Raw genomic sequence first — 15,681 nt, 5'->3', positions numbered from 1 at the left:
CCGGGATTATGGGCATTTTAAACAAGATACTGACGGCGTTTCGCGGTGGTGCCACTGAAGTGGGCCAAAGCATAGTGGACGCCAATTCGACCCGGATTTTCGAGCAGGAGATCCGCGATGCCGAAAAGCACCTGACTCAGGCCAAGCGGGATTTGACCGATGTGATGGCCAAAGAGATGCAGGCGGCCCGTGAAGTGGATCGCCTCAAGCGTGCGGTGGCTGAGCATGAAGGCTACGCCTCGCAGGCGCTGGATCAGGGCAATGAAGCGCTGGCACTGGAAGTGGCAGAGAAAATCGCCGGACTGGAGCAGGAGCTGAGCGAACAGCAAAGCGCCAACGACAGCTTTGCCGCACATGCGGTACGCCTGAAAGATCTGGTGAAAAAGACCGAGCGCCAGTTGGCCGACTACAAGCGCCAGCTGAGCATGGTGAAAACCACGGAAAGCGTGCAGAAAGCCACCGCCACCATCACCGACTCCTTCACCAGTAGCAACTCCAAGTTGCTCAACGCCAAGGATTCGCTGGAGCGTATCAAGGCCCGTCAGCAGCAGTTTGATGACAGGCTGAAAGCCGCCGAGGCACTGGATGCCGAAGGCAGTGACAAGTCGCTGCAGGAAAAACTCGCTGCCGCCGGCATTGGCGAGCAGAAAACCACGGCCAATTCAGTGCTTGACCGCATCAAGGCCAAAAAGCAGTAATGATGTCAGTCCCGACCTGCCGGCAGTGCTCTGCCGGCCTTTTTCGTTTTCAGTAAAGGAGCAGGACAATGGGATTTCTGGACAAAATTTTCGGCAATAAGCCCAAGCCGCCCGTCCGGGTGCTGGATCATCCCGCCAAACTCAATGCCGGCGATATGCTTACTTTGGATGACAGCTTTGCCCTGCCGCCACAGCTCAGGGGGCAGCAACTCAAGGTTGAGCGGGTCAGCTGCTATGAGTATGAGCGCAGTCGCCATGCAGAATGGCTGCTCAAGGGCCGGGACAATCAACCTGTGTTTATGATGCTGGAGCAGGACGATGAAGAGTTACTGGCATTCAGCATTAAGCTGACCCGCGCTGAGGTTGAGCAACTGTTCAATTTGGACGAGTTTGCGCAGATATTTGAACAGCCCGGTAATGTCACCCTGAAATTGCAGGGCGACGCACGCAGTCACTTTCCCGAGCTTGCCCAGTGGCTGGCGGATGAGTACCATCAGGTCTCTTTTGCCACCTTTGGCTACTTCCACCTCAATGATTATCGCCTGATGTCGCCACCCGCGGCACAGGGAGACGCCTTTGAAAGCTATTGCCTCGACAGTGCGGACGAACAACGCTCAGTCGAAATTGAGGTGTATGAAAGCGGTGAAACAGATGTCATGCTGACCCTGTATCGCCCCCTGACCGATATCAGAGACTTCTGGCCCGGAGCATCCCAATCGTTATGAGTAAAACACCCCATTCATTACCCGAGAGCTGGCAGGCCAACCAAAAAGCCGCCAAAGCCACTCAGGTCGCCTTTGATCTGGATGAACAGTTTCAGTACGCCATCCGCAAAGCCGCACTGGATGCTGGTGTCAGCCCGTCGGACCAAATCCGCACCATTCTCGGTTTAACTGTATCCACCCGCCCCAAGCGCCCGCGACTGACAGTGTCACTGAGTGATGCCGACTATGCTGCGCTGGCCGAAAAGTACAATCTGCCGCCGGAAGCGCAACTGGAAATCAAACGTCGGGTACTGGATGAATTGATCCAGTTTGCTGCAGAAGATTGAACACAGGTGATTGATATTGGAGGGGGCAGCCGATTATGCTGAGCGACTCCGGGAAATCAGCAAAGTGAACGCAGATGAGTGAGCAAAAGGAGTTGAGGGTCAGGCCATTTGAGATGCCCACCCCAATAGATTTGGCGATGATGGTATTGTCGCTGGTGTCAGTCATATTGGTGATCGTTCTGGCATTCGCCAGGCTCAATACCCAAACCCGAGAGCTTCTGCTGTTTATCGACACCAGCATCTGTATCATCTTTCTGACTAACTTCTTCATTGGCTTGTTCAAAGCCAGAGACAAGTGGTTCTACATCAAACATCACTGGATTGACTTTGTCGCCAGTATCCCGGCCATCGAAGCGCTGCGGGTCATGCGGTTGTTCCAGATCCTGCGGGTAATCCGCTTAATCCGGGTCACCCGTTCACTGATCATCCCATTGTTGCGCCAGCGCAAGCAAACCACCCTGGCTAGCCTGTTGCTGGCGCTGGTATTGATTCTGTCATTGTCATCTATGCTCATTCTGATTGTGGAAGGTGGCGTGGAAGGCGCGAATATCCAGACTGCCCAGGATGCCATCTGGTGGACGCTGGTGACCATCTCGACCGTGGGCTACGGCGACTTCTACCCGGTGACCACCGCCGGACATGTGGTCGGCACCCTGGTTATCGTCTGTGGCGTCAGCTTCTTCGGGGTCATCTCAGGTTATATGGCGTCGGTATTTGTCGCTCCTGAGCAGCAGGAGAATGCGGATGAACAGAAAAAAGAGATGCGCCAGGAAGTGGAAAACGTGCTTAAACGCATGGAGCAGAACCAGGCCCGCATTCTGACGGAGCTTGACGAAGTGAAAGCTGAGCTGAGTAAACTCAAAGACGGGCGCTGAGCCCTGCCCGTCAGCACGGCTACTTACTGCAATACCGATATAAGTGGCCTCATTTCAAGCGGCTCAGTAATCCAAATCGGTGAAGAGTGTTGTGTAATAATTGAAGTCACCCTGCACGGCACTGCTGTCGCCGCCCTGGGAGGCATTACCCCAGGTGATCAGGGTGCCATCTGTGTTGCGGGCGACAAAGCAGAACATGTTGTTCCACAGCTGCGTCACTTTATTGAACTCGCTTTGTACCGCTGATGAGTCTCCCCCCATTGGCCCATAACCCCAGGTCACTATGTCTCCATCTCCTACAATCGCTGCCATAGCAAGTTCTGCCCCTTCCACATAGGTAACATTCACTAACTCAGATTGTACGGCACTGCTGTCACCGCCATAGAGAGTTTGCCCCCAGGTCACCAATGAACCATCCGATTTAAGGGCTGCATAGGCAAAGGTTGATGCAAATATTTGCTCCACGCCGGTCAACTGCGACTGCACCGCACTGCTGTCTCCCCCTATGGTGGCCGCTCCCCAGGTGACTACGCTGCCATCGGATTTGCGCGCAGCGAATGTGTGAGTCGTGTTGGACACAGAGGTGACCCCGGTCAACAGCGCTTGCACCGCACTGCTGTCACCTCCGTAGGCATGCCAGCCCCAGGTGACTACAGTACCGTCATGTTTCACTGCAGCAAAAGCCCGCCAATTGGGATGAATAAAACTGACATTGGTTAAACTGGCCTGCACTGCGCTGCTGTCACCGCCATAGCTGCTATCCCCCCAGGCAACCACAGTGCCATCATGTTTCAGAGCAGCGAACGCAAACAGTGTGGCGGAGATGGTTTTGACATTCACCAGGGATGCAGACACAGCAGTGGAATCGGCGCCATAGCCGGTTTCTCCCCAGGTCACTACTGTGCCGTCGGCCTTTAAGGCTGCAAACGCCCTATCTGTTGAAAATATCTGACTGACATTGGTCAATTGTGCCTGTACCGCACTGCTGTTGCCGCCTCTGCCAATCCATCCCCAGGTGACCACAGAACCGTCTGCTTTCACCGCCGCAAAGGCAGCCTGATTGGCATACACCTTTACCACATCCACCAAGTCGGACTGCACGCTGCTGGCATCCCCGCCATACAATGAACTGCCCCATGCCACGACTGTGCCATCTGATTTCAGTGCGGCAAAGGCCCGTTCCGATTGGGTGATTTCAACAATATCAACCAACTGACTTTGCACTGCACTGCTGTCGCCGCCATAGTTGGCATCGCCCCAGGCGATGGCACTGCCATCGGATTTCAGTGCCGTAAAGGCGTATTTCGACGGATAAACCTGCTTAACATACACAGCCTGAATGACACTTCTTGCCCTTGACTGGCGGCAGGCATTGCTGCCATTGACCCCGGAGCCATCGGCATTACAGTATTTATTCATTACGGTTGCCGTCACCGCCAGCGGCTTGTCCTTATCATCATTCACCAGTGCATAACTGTCGCCAATGCCGGAAACCGGCAATCCATCCACATCGAACTGATAGCGTGTGAGAGATGGATGACTGCAGTTATCGCACACCAGACGGGCCTGAAGGGCACCGGCATAATCCAGTGTGAGACTGGTGATCGCAGGCGCAGCAGGAGCACCGACAGTCACTGTGATCTGCGCGGTAGCCGTGTTACCTTCACCATCCTCAACCTGATAGTAAAAGATATCTGTGCCGTAGCTGATGTCATTGGGAGTATAAGTAAGATTCAGAGTCCCGGATTGCACAGTAACACTGCCCAGTGTCGCACCGTATACACTGGCAATCGACATACTGCGGCCACTGCTGTTGGATACATAAGTCGATAGATCAATGGTTTGTGCGCCAGCGTCCATGGCATAGGGGCCGGCACTCAAGTTATTGGCTGTCAGCACCGCCTGAGAGCTGGAGGTAATTTTCAGGGTATTGCTGCTGACTGCCAGCCCATCGGTCACCGCATACTGAATGACCTCTGTGCCAACAAAACCATTGGGGGCATAGGTCAGCACCAGCCCATTACTACTGATCTGGGCCGGAGATGTGGCACTCCCCAAATCAGCCAGGCTCAGCGTATCGCCATCAGCATCGGCAGTGTACGCCGCCAAATCGATGGTCAGATTGCCACCGCCATAGGGGTCAATCGCCAGAGAAATGGCCTGAGATGTGGGGGCCTGATTGCTGATACTGACCGAAATACTGGCCTGGGCATACCCACCCTTGCCATCGCTGACAACATAAGAAAAGTTGTCCGCCGCCACGGAGGCAGAGGCGGTATAGGTCAGCTCCAGTGCCCCGGAGATAACAACACTGCCCAGCGCCGCATACACCTGCGTGACAGTAAGCGTGTCGCCATCGGCGTCGGAGACCAATGCACTGAGATCGATAATACGTTGGGCACTTGCGTTAATCTGCGCCAGCGTCAGGCTCAGACTGGTCGATGCCGCCACCGGAACCTGATTGGCAGGCACCGCATCTGATACAGTGACGGAAACATGCCCCAATGCACTGCCGCCTTTGCCGTCGCTGACCTGATAAGTAAACTCATCTGCGCCGACATAACCGTTGGGATCATAGGTCAGCTGCAAGCCACTGACACTCACCCGACCATCCCCCCCATACACAGTCAAGGCCAGTGAGTCGCCGTCGGTATCAGCAACCAAAGACAGTGCGGCAAAATCGAGTAAGACGGTGGTCGCACTGTCAGTGGCAAAACTGTAATTCGCCGCTGTCGGTGCGGCATTACTGACAGGTGGCGAAGCATCCGCGACATTGACCACGACCAAACCAGCAGCCAACCCACCGCGACCGTCAACCACCAGATAGGTCACAGTATCCACCCCAATAAAACCTGAAGGTGTATAACTGAGGGTATCGCCGCTCAAACTGAAACGATCTGCGCCCTGAAGCAGCCCGGTGACACTGACGGTATCACCGTCCAGATCACCATAGGCGGTTGCCAGCGACAGTTGAATCGCGCTGTCACTGTCGGTAGAGGCACTGATATTGTTGGCAAAGGGCTGCTGATTATCAGTATCACTAACCGCCACCACCAGCAGTCCTGATTGCTGCTCACCTGCAGCACTGACTTGATAGCTAATCTCAGCAACGCCGGCAGCCTGTGCATTTAATATCAAATTGCTGCCCGAGAGACTGACATCCACCAGATTGTTGGAAGCGCTGACGCTATCGAGTTTCCAGGGTGCGGAGGCGCTCACCGCTGGACTGATATCTAAAGTCAGGTTCTGTCCCACCAACATCTCCCTGATTAACGGCTCGGTGAATAGCGTCACGGGAGCAGGGCTGGCGTCAGTCACAGTCACTTCAATCAGCCCCGCCGCCCAGCCACCTTTACCATCGCTGACGATATAAGTAGCGCTGTCGACACCCACAAACCCAGCCGGGCTGTATTGAACACTGGTGCCAATCAAGGTAAAGCGACTAGCGGTTTGCAGCAGGCTGTCGATAGCAACGACATCGCCATCATCATCCCCAATATAAGCATCGAGTGAGATACTTAAATTGCTGTCATGAGCGGTTTGCAGCTGCACATCATTGGCATAGGGCGCCTGGTTGTCCGGCACACTGACTGCCACCACCAGTAAGCCTTCTGCACTGACAGCCGTATTGCCTTCCTGGAAAGCCGTAACCTGATAGCGCACCTCAGTGAGCCCCTGAGCCTGCGCGCTTAATATCAGATTGCTGCCCGAGATACTGACATCAACCAGATTGTTGGAGGCGCTGACACTCTCCAGCATCCAGGGTGCTGACGCGCTCACCGCCGGACTGATATCCAACGCCAGGCTTTGGCCCACCAGCATCTCCCGGATTAATGGCTCGGTGGACAGGGTCACGGGAGCGGGACTGGCGTCAGTCACAGTCACTTCAATCAATCCCGCCGCCCAGCCACCCTTACCATCGCTGGCTATGTATGTGGCAACGTCAATACCCACAAAGCCCGCCGGGGTGTATTGAACAGTAGTGCCATTCAGGGTAAAGCGATTGGCGGTTTGTAACAGACTGTCGATTTGAATTTCATCCTGCTCGGCATCGGTGATATAGGCGCCGAGGTCGAGTGTCAGCGGCATCGTACCATCGGATGTCACACGAATATCTGCGGCTTCTGGAGGGGTATTTTGCGCTGCCGAAATCAGCACTGCCAAATACCCCGGATAATATTCCCCGCCACTTTCCAGCAGATAAATGATTTCGCCAAAACCGGCCGACAGGGCCGTAATATCAATTTGCGAGGTGTTGTTTAACGTTGCAGTTATGTTGCCGGAAACATGGGTTATTTGATTGATGGTCCAGGGGACGTCAGCAGTGACCTGATGAGTAAGATCAATCGTTTGCTGTTGACCTTGCTGCATACGGATAACCAGCAGTTCGATACGGGGAGGATTATTGTCATTGCGCTCAACGACCGGGGCCAATGCCAGTTGCACAGCGTGCTGGCTGATTTCGGACTCATCACTGCAGCCAAACTGAAGCACTACCATCAGAAAAAACCAGCTCAGCCTTCGCAGCATAGTGTATCCCTCAAACGGAACCTCCCTGTTGAGAACCGGATTGATGGCATGCCATTGCCGCCCCGCTCGCAACTAACTGGCTGAGGGGGATAATTAAACTCTAGTGCATCAACTTCAGTTCGCCAGTGGGCATACGGGGGGAGATATTGGAATGGCAGGCATTGCCAGTCAGGCTCTACCTGAATGAGAGAATGGTCAGCACCGTATCAGCGCTCATCTGTTACCGCTCGCAGCAAGCAACCTTCAGGCAATCAGAGCAAAGACATAAAAGCCCCGGGGTTGAGATGATTGGCGAGCATAATGAAATATCCATCGCCAATCAGCCTTTGCCCGCGCAAATTTTATCGCCAATAGGGTGTCATGGCCTGAGCCGACTTTCGGGAAAAATCCAGCGCCAGAATCAGGCTCTGGCGTTTATTGCAAAGCCAGTCATGCAGCTGTGCATCAGTCGCCTGACTCATGTCATCCAGCACAGCATAACCCGCTAGTGCACGGATCCCATGGGCCAGGTCGCGCCAGGGTGCCCTGAAACTGTCACGGGAGGCCACGGGATACAACTCACCATAGGCAAACCCGACCAGAATGGCATCATCCAGGGTTTTCGCGGCGGCCAAAAACTCGCTTTCAGACAATGCGTTATCCGGTGGCATCAACATCAGAATCTGCTGCCACGATGCTTCCTGCATGCTGTCTGCCATTTGTTTTAATTGCCGGGCAGGTAAAATGACCAGACCTTTACTCAAATCCAGCAATAATTGCACGACCGCCAGCTGCAACTGGCCATATTGCGGCAGCTGTTGCAGCGCCTGCAATTTCCCACCCAAATCACACTGTGCCAGACGTGCTGCGGCCATCGACTCAAACTGTTCAGCCAATTCATGTCTGGCGAGTAATTGCTCTTCAATCACCACGGCAAGACTCAGGGCATCATCGACAAATCCGATGCGGGATTCTATGGCATGGAAGCAGGCATCATAAGTTTCATCACCAAGTTCAACATGTCGCAATGTCATCTTGAGCAACCGAATAATACTGCGCAGACGCTGCCAGTACTGTGCACATTGCAATGGTACCTCGGCGGACTGAGCGATCGCCTGCTCGAGCAGTTGCCATCGCTCTATGCAGGTCTCGAGCAAGGTTTGCAAAGCACTGTGAATATCATGATGTCCTTCCAACGCAACATATGACAGCGCATCCAGCGTCAATGGCCGGGCACCGGATGCCAGACGATAGCCCCGTTGCGCTTTGCTGGCCTTGCCCAATCTCACCGGCAGCCACTGAGCAACCGTATGCGCCAGCTCCAGCAGCGCAGATACCTCACCAGCCAGCAGTTCAAATTCCAGTTCACAAATGGCTTCGCGCTGCTCACCTGCCGATATCCAGCCGGTATCCAGTGCAATCTCAACCATGCTGTTGCCCACATAAACATGCCAAAGCTGACGATTAAAATCGGTATCAAAAAAACAAATCAGCTGCTGTTGAACCGCGTCCAAATCAGCATTCTCCGGCCAGATATCCGCCGGGAATAATTTCAGGAGCGGACTATCGCCGTCTATGTCTATGTTGTACTCTGGTCGCGAATGGATACCGCCGACAACCTGTCCTGCAGTTTTGATAGTTTGTTCGCGCCGTTCGCCTTCCCCTCTCACTCTGAGCCCCATGTCCCAGCGGCGAAGCTGCAGGTCTGGAGTGTCAAAATAGCGGTTGGTGAGCTGTTTGGTCGGCAATGCCTCTGCATGTTCCAGACTGTTGAGTTTTTCAGTCAGCAGCTGACGATCGGCAGGGTTAAAGAAGAGCTTGAGTTCGATTTCTGCGGCCATGAATAGACGGGTTACTTAGTAATCAAAAGTTCATCAAAATGTCATTAGTTATTCATAATGTCATATTGCTGTCATAAAAGGTCTCTAGGATTCGCACCCAGAGTTAATTTATAACTCGTTAGTATAAAAACTGTGCATGGGTACAAAAAAACACAGTTTCATTACGCGGACGCATGGGGTAACATTCGCCCGCATTTTCCACCAAGGGAATAACCTAAATAGGTACACGGCTATGCCAGTAAACTCTATTTTGGGCGTGTTTGCAAAATCGCCAATCAAGCCTCTGCAAGAGCACATCGACAAAGTATACGATTGCGCATCAATACTTGTCCCATTTTTCGAAGCAACTATCGCAGGTGACTGGGATAGCGCTGTCGCACAGAGAAAACAAATCAGTCAACTGGAACGTGAAGCCGACGCACTGAAGCGTGAAATCCGTTTAAACCTGCCCGGTGGGCTGTTTATGCCGGTAGAACGGACTGATTTGCTGGAACTGGTGACTCAACAGGATAAAATCGCCAATAAAGCAAAAGACATCTCAGGCCGGGTAATCGGTCGTGAACTTCTTATCCCACAAGCCATCCAGGCTCCTTTTATCGCTTACCTGACCCGTTGTGTTGACGCGGTTGAGTTGGCGAAACAGGCCATCAATGAAATGGAAGATCTGTTGGAAACAGGTTTCCGTGGTCGTGAAGTAGAACTGGTGGAAAAGATGATCAGTCAACTCGATGCCATCGAGGAAGATACTGATGATCTTCAAATTCAGGTACGTCGTCAGCTGTTTGCCATGGAAGCTGAACTGAACCCTGTCGATGTAATGTTCCTCTACAAAATTTTCGAATGGGTAGGTGACCTGGCCGATTTGGCCGAGCGCGTAGGTTCCCGCCTGGAGCTGATGCTGGCTCGCGTCTGATAACAAATTTTCAAGGTAACAACATGGTCGATGTATTAGTAACCCATGGCACGCTATTGATCGGAATGGCGGCGATGTTTGGTTTTTTGATGGCCTGGGGGATTGGTGCCAATGACGTGGCAAATGCCATGGGTACCTCCGTAGGTTCTAACGCCATCACAATCAAACAGGCAATCATCATTGCGATGATTTTTGAATTTGCCGGTGCCTATCTGGCAGGCGGCGAGGTAACTTCAACAATCCGTAACGGGATTATTGACTCCTCTTATTTTACCCATCAGCCTGAACTGCTGGTGTACGGCATGATCTCTGCGCTGCTGGCAGCAGGTATCTGGCTGGTAGTGGCGTCTGCACTGGGTTGGCCGGTATCTACCACCCACTCCATCGTAGGCGCCATTATTGGTTTCGCCGCGGTAGGTGTTGGTACAGAAGCCGTTGCCTGGAGCAAAGTTGGTGGCATCGTAGGTTCCTGGGTGATCACCCCGGCTATCTCTGGTTTTATCGCCTTCCTGATTTTCCAGAGCGTACAGAAGCTGATTTTCAACACCAATGATCCACTGGCCAATGCCAAGCGTTATGTGCCTTTCTATATGGCACTGGCTGGTTTCATTATGTCACTGGTAACCATTACCAAAGGTCTGAAGCACATTGGTCTGAACCTGACATCCAATGAAGCCTATTTGCTGGCACTGGCTATCGCAGCAGTCGTAGGCCTGCTGGGTAAAGTCGCTATCAGCCGTCTGAAAATGTCCGGCGCTGAAGGTACCCGTCGTGACAGACACTTCGGTGATGTTGAGAAAGTATTCGCCATCCTGATGGTAGTGACCGCCTGTTGCATGGCCTTTGCTCACGGTTCCAACGACGTTGCCAACGCTATTGGCCCGCTGGCTGCAGTTGTGTCTGTGGTTGGCAGTGGTGGTGAAATTGCTTCCAAGTCAGCGCTGGCATGGTGGATTCTGCCTCTGGGTGCCTTTGGTATCGTATTCGGCTTGGCTATCTTTGGTAAGCGCGTAATGCAAACCATTGGTAAGAACATCACTCACCTGACCCCAAGCCGTGGCTTTGCCGCCGAGCTGGCAGCAGCTTCCACTGTGGTTATCGCGTCCGGTACCGGTCTGCCAATCTCCACCACGCAAACGCTGGTGGGTGCAGTATTGGGTGTTGGTATGGCCCGTGGTATTGCCGCCATCAACATTGGCGTCGTGCGTAACATTGTGGTGTCCTGGGTTGTGACCCTGCCTGCCGGTGCATTCCTGTCGATCATCTTCTTCTATATGATCAAAGGCGCGTTCCAATAAATCGCAGTAAAATACGCAGTTAACAGAGGGAAGTCATATGACTTCCCTCTTGCATTAGCGCCCCTGAATCCCTAGCATGTGGGGCAATTCCAATAGACAGAGAATACCTTAGTGTTAAGATTGCTCGCATTGGTCGCCGTGTTGCTGGCCTCTCCAAACCTGATGGCGGCACCACAGGACCGCTATATTTCAGAAGACATTTACGTATTCATCCATGGCGGCCCAGGTACTCAATACCGAATTATTGGCAGCGTGGAAGCCGGTCAACCTGTCACTCTGTTGGGTGAAACCGAGGGCGATTACTCCAAAGTCCGTGATCACAAAGACAGAGAAGGCTGGGTCAGAACAGACCAACTGCAATCCACTCCTTCTTTCCGGATTGTGGTACCTGAACTGGAAGGCAAGCTGACAGGTGTTGAAAAGCAGCTGAAACAAACCCGCAGTGGCAATGAAGCACAGAGCCTGAAACTGGCCAATGTATCAGAAGAAATTAGCCGTCTTGAAAGCCAACTTGCCCAAGTGACTCAGGAGCGGGATAAAGCCAATGCAGAACTGAATTCCCTGCTGGAAGATCAGGATTACGAGATGTGGCGTCAGGGAGGCCTGATTGCCGGTGCTGGCTTGCTGCTCGGCTTGCTGATTGCCTATCTACCCCGTCCGCAGCGACGCAGTAAAAGCCGCTGGATGAATTGAACCCAGGTATTTCAATCTAAACACCACCTCAGGGTGGTGTTTTACTTTCTGAACTCTTTAAAAGCCGTCACCAGACGGGTGCCATATTTGCCGGTACTGACAAACTCGTTGGCATCCAGATATTGCAGATAACAACCTGTCATCGCCATGCGCAGATTCTGCAGCGTCACTCCCATTGCCAGTGTTTTGGGCAGCGCCACAACCAACCCAACCAGGGTAAGCAGGTAACAAATCATCAACCAGCCCACCATGACGGGGGTACGCAGAAACTTCTTCAACGACAGCATGTCGACCTCTTGAGCAGCATTAATTTTCACATGCTAACCCTTTCTCCTGTTACCTTCAGTGAATTTGGCTTCATACAATAACCCTGCCACCACAGAGCCCCCATCAACCGTATCTAAATATTTACAAACAACACACCACAAACACCCTATTTCGAAACACTGCGTGTGCCACAGCTCACAGTTTCATAGTATAATTTTTTGGCCCCGATGTAATATTGTATACAAAAATTAAAACACACTGATTACATTGAGGTTTTAATAACTCTTCTGATAGCGGTGGATACTTTTCTATGTTTAAAGCGAGCGAAGTACTGGACGGGCGTTTCGATAATGCCAGTCTGGATGAGCTGTTCACAGCAATAACTAATAACTACATAGTGGACGAAGAAGCGTATCTGAAAGAGCTTCTCCCCCTGGTACCGGCCAGCGATGATGACATCCGCAGAGTTACGGCATCGGCTCACCGGATGGTCAGCAAAGTGCGTCAGTTTGAGAAGAAAGGCCTGATGGTCGGCATCGACGCCTTCCTGCAACAATACAGTCTGGACACCCAGGAAGGCATTATCCTGATGTGTCTGGCAGAAGCCCTGCTGCGCATCCCGGATGCGGCCACCGCCGATGCGCTGATTGAAGACAAACTGTCCGGCGCCCAGTGGGACAAGCACCTCAAGCAAAGTGACTCCATGCTGGTCAATGCCTCCACCTGGGGCCTGATGCTGACCGGCAAAGTGGTCAAACTGGACAAAAAAGTCGACGGTACCCCAAGCAACATGCTTAACCGCCTGGTGAACAAGATGGGTGAGCCGGTGATCCGTCAGGCAATGTATGCGGCCATGAAGATCATGGGGCGTCAGTTTGTACTTGGCCGCAATATCCAGGAAGCCCTGAAAAACAGCGAAGATGCCCGCGAGCTGGGCTATACCCACAGCTATGACATGCTGGGTGAAGCGGCGCTGACTGCCGCTGATGCCAGCAAGTATTTCAACGACTATGCCAGTGCCATTCGCGAGCTGGGCAAGCACAGTTACGATACCCGCCACTCTCCCCGTCCGACCATTTCCATCAAACTCTCGGCGCTGCACCCACGCTATGAAGTGGCCAACGAAGACAGAGTGCTGAGCGAGCTGTATGCCACTGTGATTGAGCTGATTAAACTGGCGCGCTCAGTGGATATCGGTATCTCTATCGATGCTGAAGAAGTCGACAGGCTGGAGCTGTCACTCAAACTGTTTAAGAAACTCTACAACTCTGCAGAAGCCAAGGATTGGGGTCTGCTTGGTATCGTCGTGCAGGCATACTCCAAACGCTGTCTGCCGGTATTGCTGTGGCTGACCCGTCTGGCCCGCAATCAGGGCGATGAAATCCCGGTACGTCTGGTGAAAGGTGCTTATTGGGACAGTGAGATCAAGTGGGCCCAAATGGCCGGTGAAGGCGGTTATCCGCTGTATACCCGCAAAGCGGCGACCGATGTGTCCTATCTGGCCTGTGCCCGCTATCTGCTGAGCGATGCCACCCGCGGTGCTATCTACCCGCAGTTTGCCAGCCACAACGCCCAGACAGTTGCATCGATCGTTGATATGGCCAAAGGCCGCAACTATGAATTCCAGCGCCTGCACGGCATGGGGCAGGAATTATACGACACCTTCCTGAAGGACAACGGCAATGCGCTGGTGCGCATTTATGCACCGGTCGGTGCCCATAAAGAGTTGCTGCCTTATCTGGTACGGCGCCTGCTGGAAAATGGCGCCAACACCTCCTTTGTGCACAAACTGGTGGACCCCAAGACGCCGATCGAGACGCTAATCGAGCATCCGGTGCGTAAGCTGACCAGCTATAAAACCCTATCCAACAACAAGATCGTCAAACCAGGCGACATTTTTGGCGCAGAGCGCAAAAATTCCAAAGGACTGAATATGAACATTCAATCTGAAGCAGCTCCCTTCTTCAAGGCACTGGAGCAGTACCAAAACACTCAATGGCAGGCCTGTCCGCTGGTCAATGGCGAACGGGTTGCAGGCGAGCAGCATCAGGTCGTCAGCCCCTTCGATAGTCGCATTCAGGTAGGTACCGTGGCCTATGCCGACAGCGCTGCCATCGAGCAGGCACTGACCGTTGCCCATGCCGCCTTCCCTCGCTGGTGTCGCACCCCGGTGGAAAGCCGAGCGGGTGCGCTGCAGAAGCTGGCCGATCTGTTGGAAGAAAACCGTGAAGAATTGATTGCCCTGTGTACCCGCGAAGCCGGTAAGTCACTGCAGGATGGTATTGATGAAGTCCGTGAAGCCGTGGATTTCTGCCGCTACTATGCCATCAATGCCAAGAAGATGATGGCCAAGCCGGAACTGCTGCCTGGCCCGACAGGTGAACTGAACCAGCTGTTCCTGCAGGGGCGTGGCGTATTTGCCTGCATCAGCCCCTGGAACTTCCCGCTGGCGATTTTCCTGGGACAAATCACCGCCGCCCTGGCCACAGGCAACTGCGTCATCGCCAAACCTGCCGAGCAGACCTGTCTGGTGGGTTTCCGTGCGGTGCAACTGGCCCATGAGGCAGGTATTCCCAAAGATGTACTGCAGTATCTGCCCGGTACAGGTGCCGTGGTGGGCGCCGCCCTGACTGCCGATGAGCGGGTCAGCGGCGTGTGTTTCACCGGCTCCACCGCCACCGCCAAGCGCATCAACCTGACACTGGCGCAGCGTGATGGCGCCATCGTGCCACTGATCGCCGAAACCGGTGGCCAGAATGCCATGGTGGTGGACTCCACCTCACTGCCGGAGCAGGTGGTGTCCGATGTGGTGTCGTCATCCTTTACCAGCGCCGGTCAGCGCTGCTCAGCACTGCGGGTACTGTATCTGCAACAGGACATTGCCCCACGTATTCTTGAGCTGCTCAAAGGCGCTATGAATGAGCTGGTGATAGGTCATCCCGGCAGCATCAAAACCGATGTCGGCCCAGTGATTGATGCCACCGCCCAGGCCAACCTCAAGGCTCATATCGAGCGCATTCAAACCATTGGCAAGCTGATCCACACAGTCGACTTGCCAGCCGAGTGCGAGCATGGCCACTTTGTGGCACCAACCGCGGTAGAAATTCCGTCCATCAATGTGCTGGAAAAGGAACACTTTGGTCCGGTGCTGCACGTGGTGCGTTACCAGGCCGATGAGCTGGATAAGGTGATAGCTGAAATCAACTCCACCGGTTATGGCCTGACCTTCGGCATTCACAGCCGCAATGAAGGCCATGCCATGGAGCTGGCAGATAAGGTAGATGTGGGCAACGTCTATATCAACCGCAACCAGATTGGCGCCGTGGTGGGTGTGCAGCCCTTTGGCGGTCAGGGATTGTCAGGCACAGGCCCCAAGGCCGGTGGCCCACACTATCTGACCCGCTTTGTCACCGAAAAGACTCGCACCAACAACATTACTGCCATTGGTGGTAATGCCACGCTGTTGTCTTTGGGTGATGCAGACTGATAGACATCTGCCCTTAATTAACAGCAAACGCCGGATAGTTGTCCGGCGT

At 53.5% G+C, this 15,681-nt stretch carries 11 protein-coding genes; 8 read left to right on the top strand and 3 right to left on the bottom strand.

The genetic code is table 11. From position 1 onward, the window contains the following. The first annotated feature begins 8 nt into the window (after window positions 1-8). The 4 genes from ACRRUX_RS15485 to ACRRUX_RS15470 all read left to right on the top strand — a co-directional run bounded on the left by ACRRUX_RS15485 (window position 9) and on the right by ACRRUX_RS15470 (window position 2,624). Window positions 9-698, top strand: a complete 690-nt coding sequence (locus ACRRUX_RS15485; RefSeq protein ID WP_432531938.1) for a PspA/IM30 family protein — start codon at window positions 9-11, stop codon at window positions 696-698. Window positions 699-766: 68 nt separating this feature from the next. Beyond that, a complete protein-coding gene (locus tag ACRRUX_RS15480; protein WP_432531936.1) occupies window positions 767-1,423 on the top strand; it encodes a hypothetical protein in 657 nt (218 codons plus the stop codon). Then, entirely contained in the window at window positions 1,420-1,749 is a 330-nt protein-coding gene (locus ACRRUX_RS15475) for a hypothetical protein (RefSeq protein WP_432531934.1), read from the top strand. Before ACRRUX_RS15480 ends, ACRRUX_RS15475 begins: the two co-directional genes overlap by 4 nt. A 74-nt stretch (window positions 1,750-1,823) precedes the next feature. After that, a complete protein-coding gene (locus tag ACRRUX_RS15470) occupies window positions 1,824-2,624 on the top strand; it encodes a potassium channel family protein (protein WP_432531932.1) in 801 nt (266 codons plus the stop codon). 63 nt (window positions 2,625-2,687) lie between these two features. Here the strand turns inward: ACRRUX_RS15470 and ACRRUX_RS15465 are convergent, their stop codons facing one another. Both ACRRUX_RS15465 and ACRRUX_RS15460 read right to left on the bottom strand, forming a co-directional pair. Then, window positions 2,688-7,154, bottom strand: coding sequence for an Ig-like domain-containing protein (locus ACRRUX_RS15465; RefSeq protein ID WP_432531930.1), 4,467 nt, complete (start codon window positions 7,152-7,154; stop codon window positions 2,688-2,690). A 341-nt stretch (window positions 7,155-7,495) separates the two neighbouring features. Beyond that, window positions 7,496-8,974, bottom strand: coding sequence for an inorganic triphosphatase (locus ACRRUX_RS15460; RefSeq protein ID WP_432531928.1), 1,479 nt, complete (start codon window positions 8,972-8,974; stop codon window positions 7,496-7,498). Window positions 8,975-9,206: 232 nt separating this feature from the next. On the opposite strand from ACRRUX_RS15460, the gene ACRRUX_RS15455 reads away from it, so the two are divergent. From ACRRUX_RS15455 to ACRRUX_RS15445, 3 genes are all read left to right on the top strand, one after another. Next, entirely contained in the window at window positions 9,207-9,887 is a 681-nt protein-coding gene (locus ACRRUX_RS15455) for a TIGR00153 family protein (RefSeq protein WP_432531926.1), read from the top strand. 23 nt (window positions 9,888-9,910) lie between these two features. Next, entirely contained in the window at window positions 9,911-11,185 is a 1,275-nt protein-coding gene (locus ACRRUX_RS15450) for an inorganic phosphate transporter (protein ID WP_432531924.1), read from the top strand. A gap of 111 nt (window positions 11,186-11,296) precedes the next feature. After that, window positions 11,297-11,878 carry a TIGR04211 family SH3 domain-containing protein gene (locus tag ACRRUX_RS15445; protein ID WP_432531922.1) on the top strand — a complete coding sequence of 194 codons (582 nt, stop codon included), beginning with the start codon at window positions 11,297-11,299 and terminating at the stop codon, window positions 11,876-11,878. Between the two features lie 41 nt (window positions 11,879-11,919). On the opposite strand, the gene ACRRUX_RS15440 is transcribed toward ACRRUX_RS15445, so the two are convergent. Then, on the bottom strand, window positions 11,920-12,195 hold the full coding sequence (locus ACRRUX_RS15440; RefSeq protein WP_432531920.1) for a hypothetical protein: 276 nt from the start codon (window positions 12,193-12,195) through the stop codon (window positions 11,920-11,922). A 260-nt stretch (window positions 12,196-12,455) separates the two neighbouring features. Between ACRRUX_RS15440 and putA the strand changes: the two genes are divergently transcribed. Beyond that, on the top strand, window positions 12,456-15,632 hold the full coding sequence (gene putA / locus ACRRUX_RS15435) for a bifunctional proline dehydrogenase/L-glutamate gamma-semialdehyde dehydrogenase PutA (protein WP_432531918.1): 3,177 nt from the start codon (window positions 12,456-12,458) through the stop codon (window positions 15,630-15,632). The last annotated feature ends 49 nt before the right edge of the window (window positions 15,633-15,681 follow it).

This window comes from Shewanella sp. GXUN23E (assembly GCF_050865035.1).
Taxonomy (GTDB): Bacteria; Pseudomonadota; Gammaproteobacteria; order Enterobacterales; family Shewanellaceae; genus Shewanella.
Note: the sequence above shows the minus strand (reverse complement) of the source record. Positions and strands in the feature narration are given on the sequence as shown.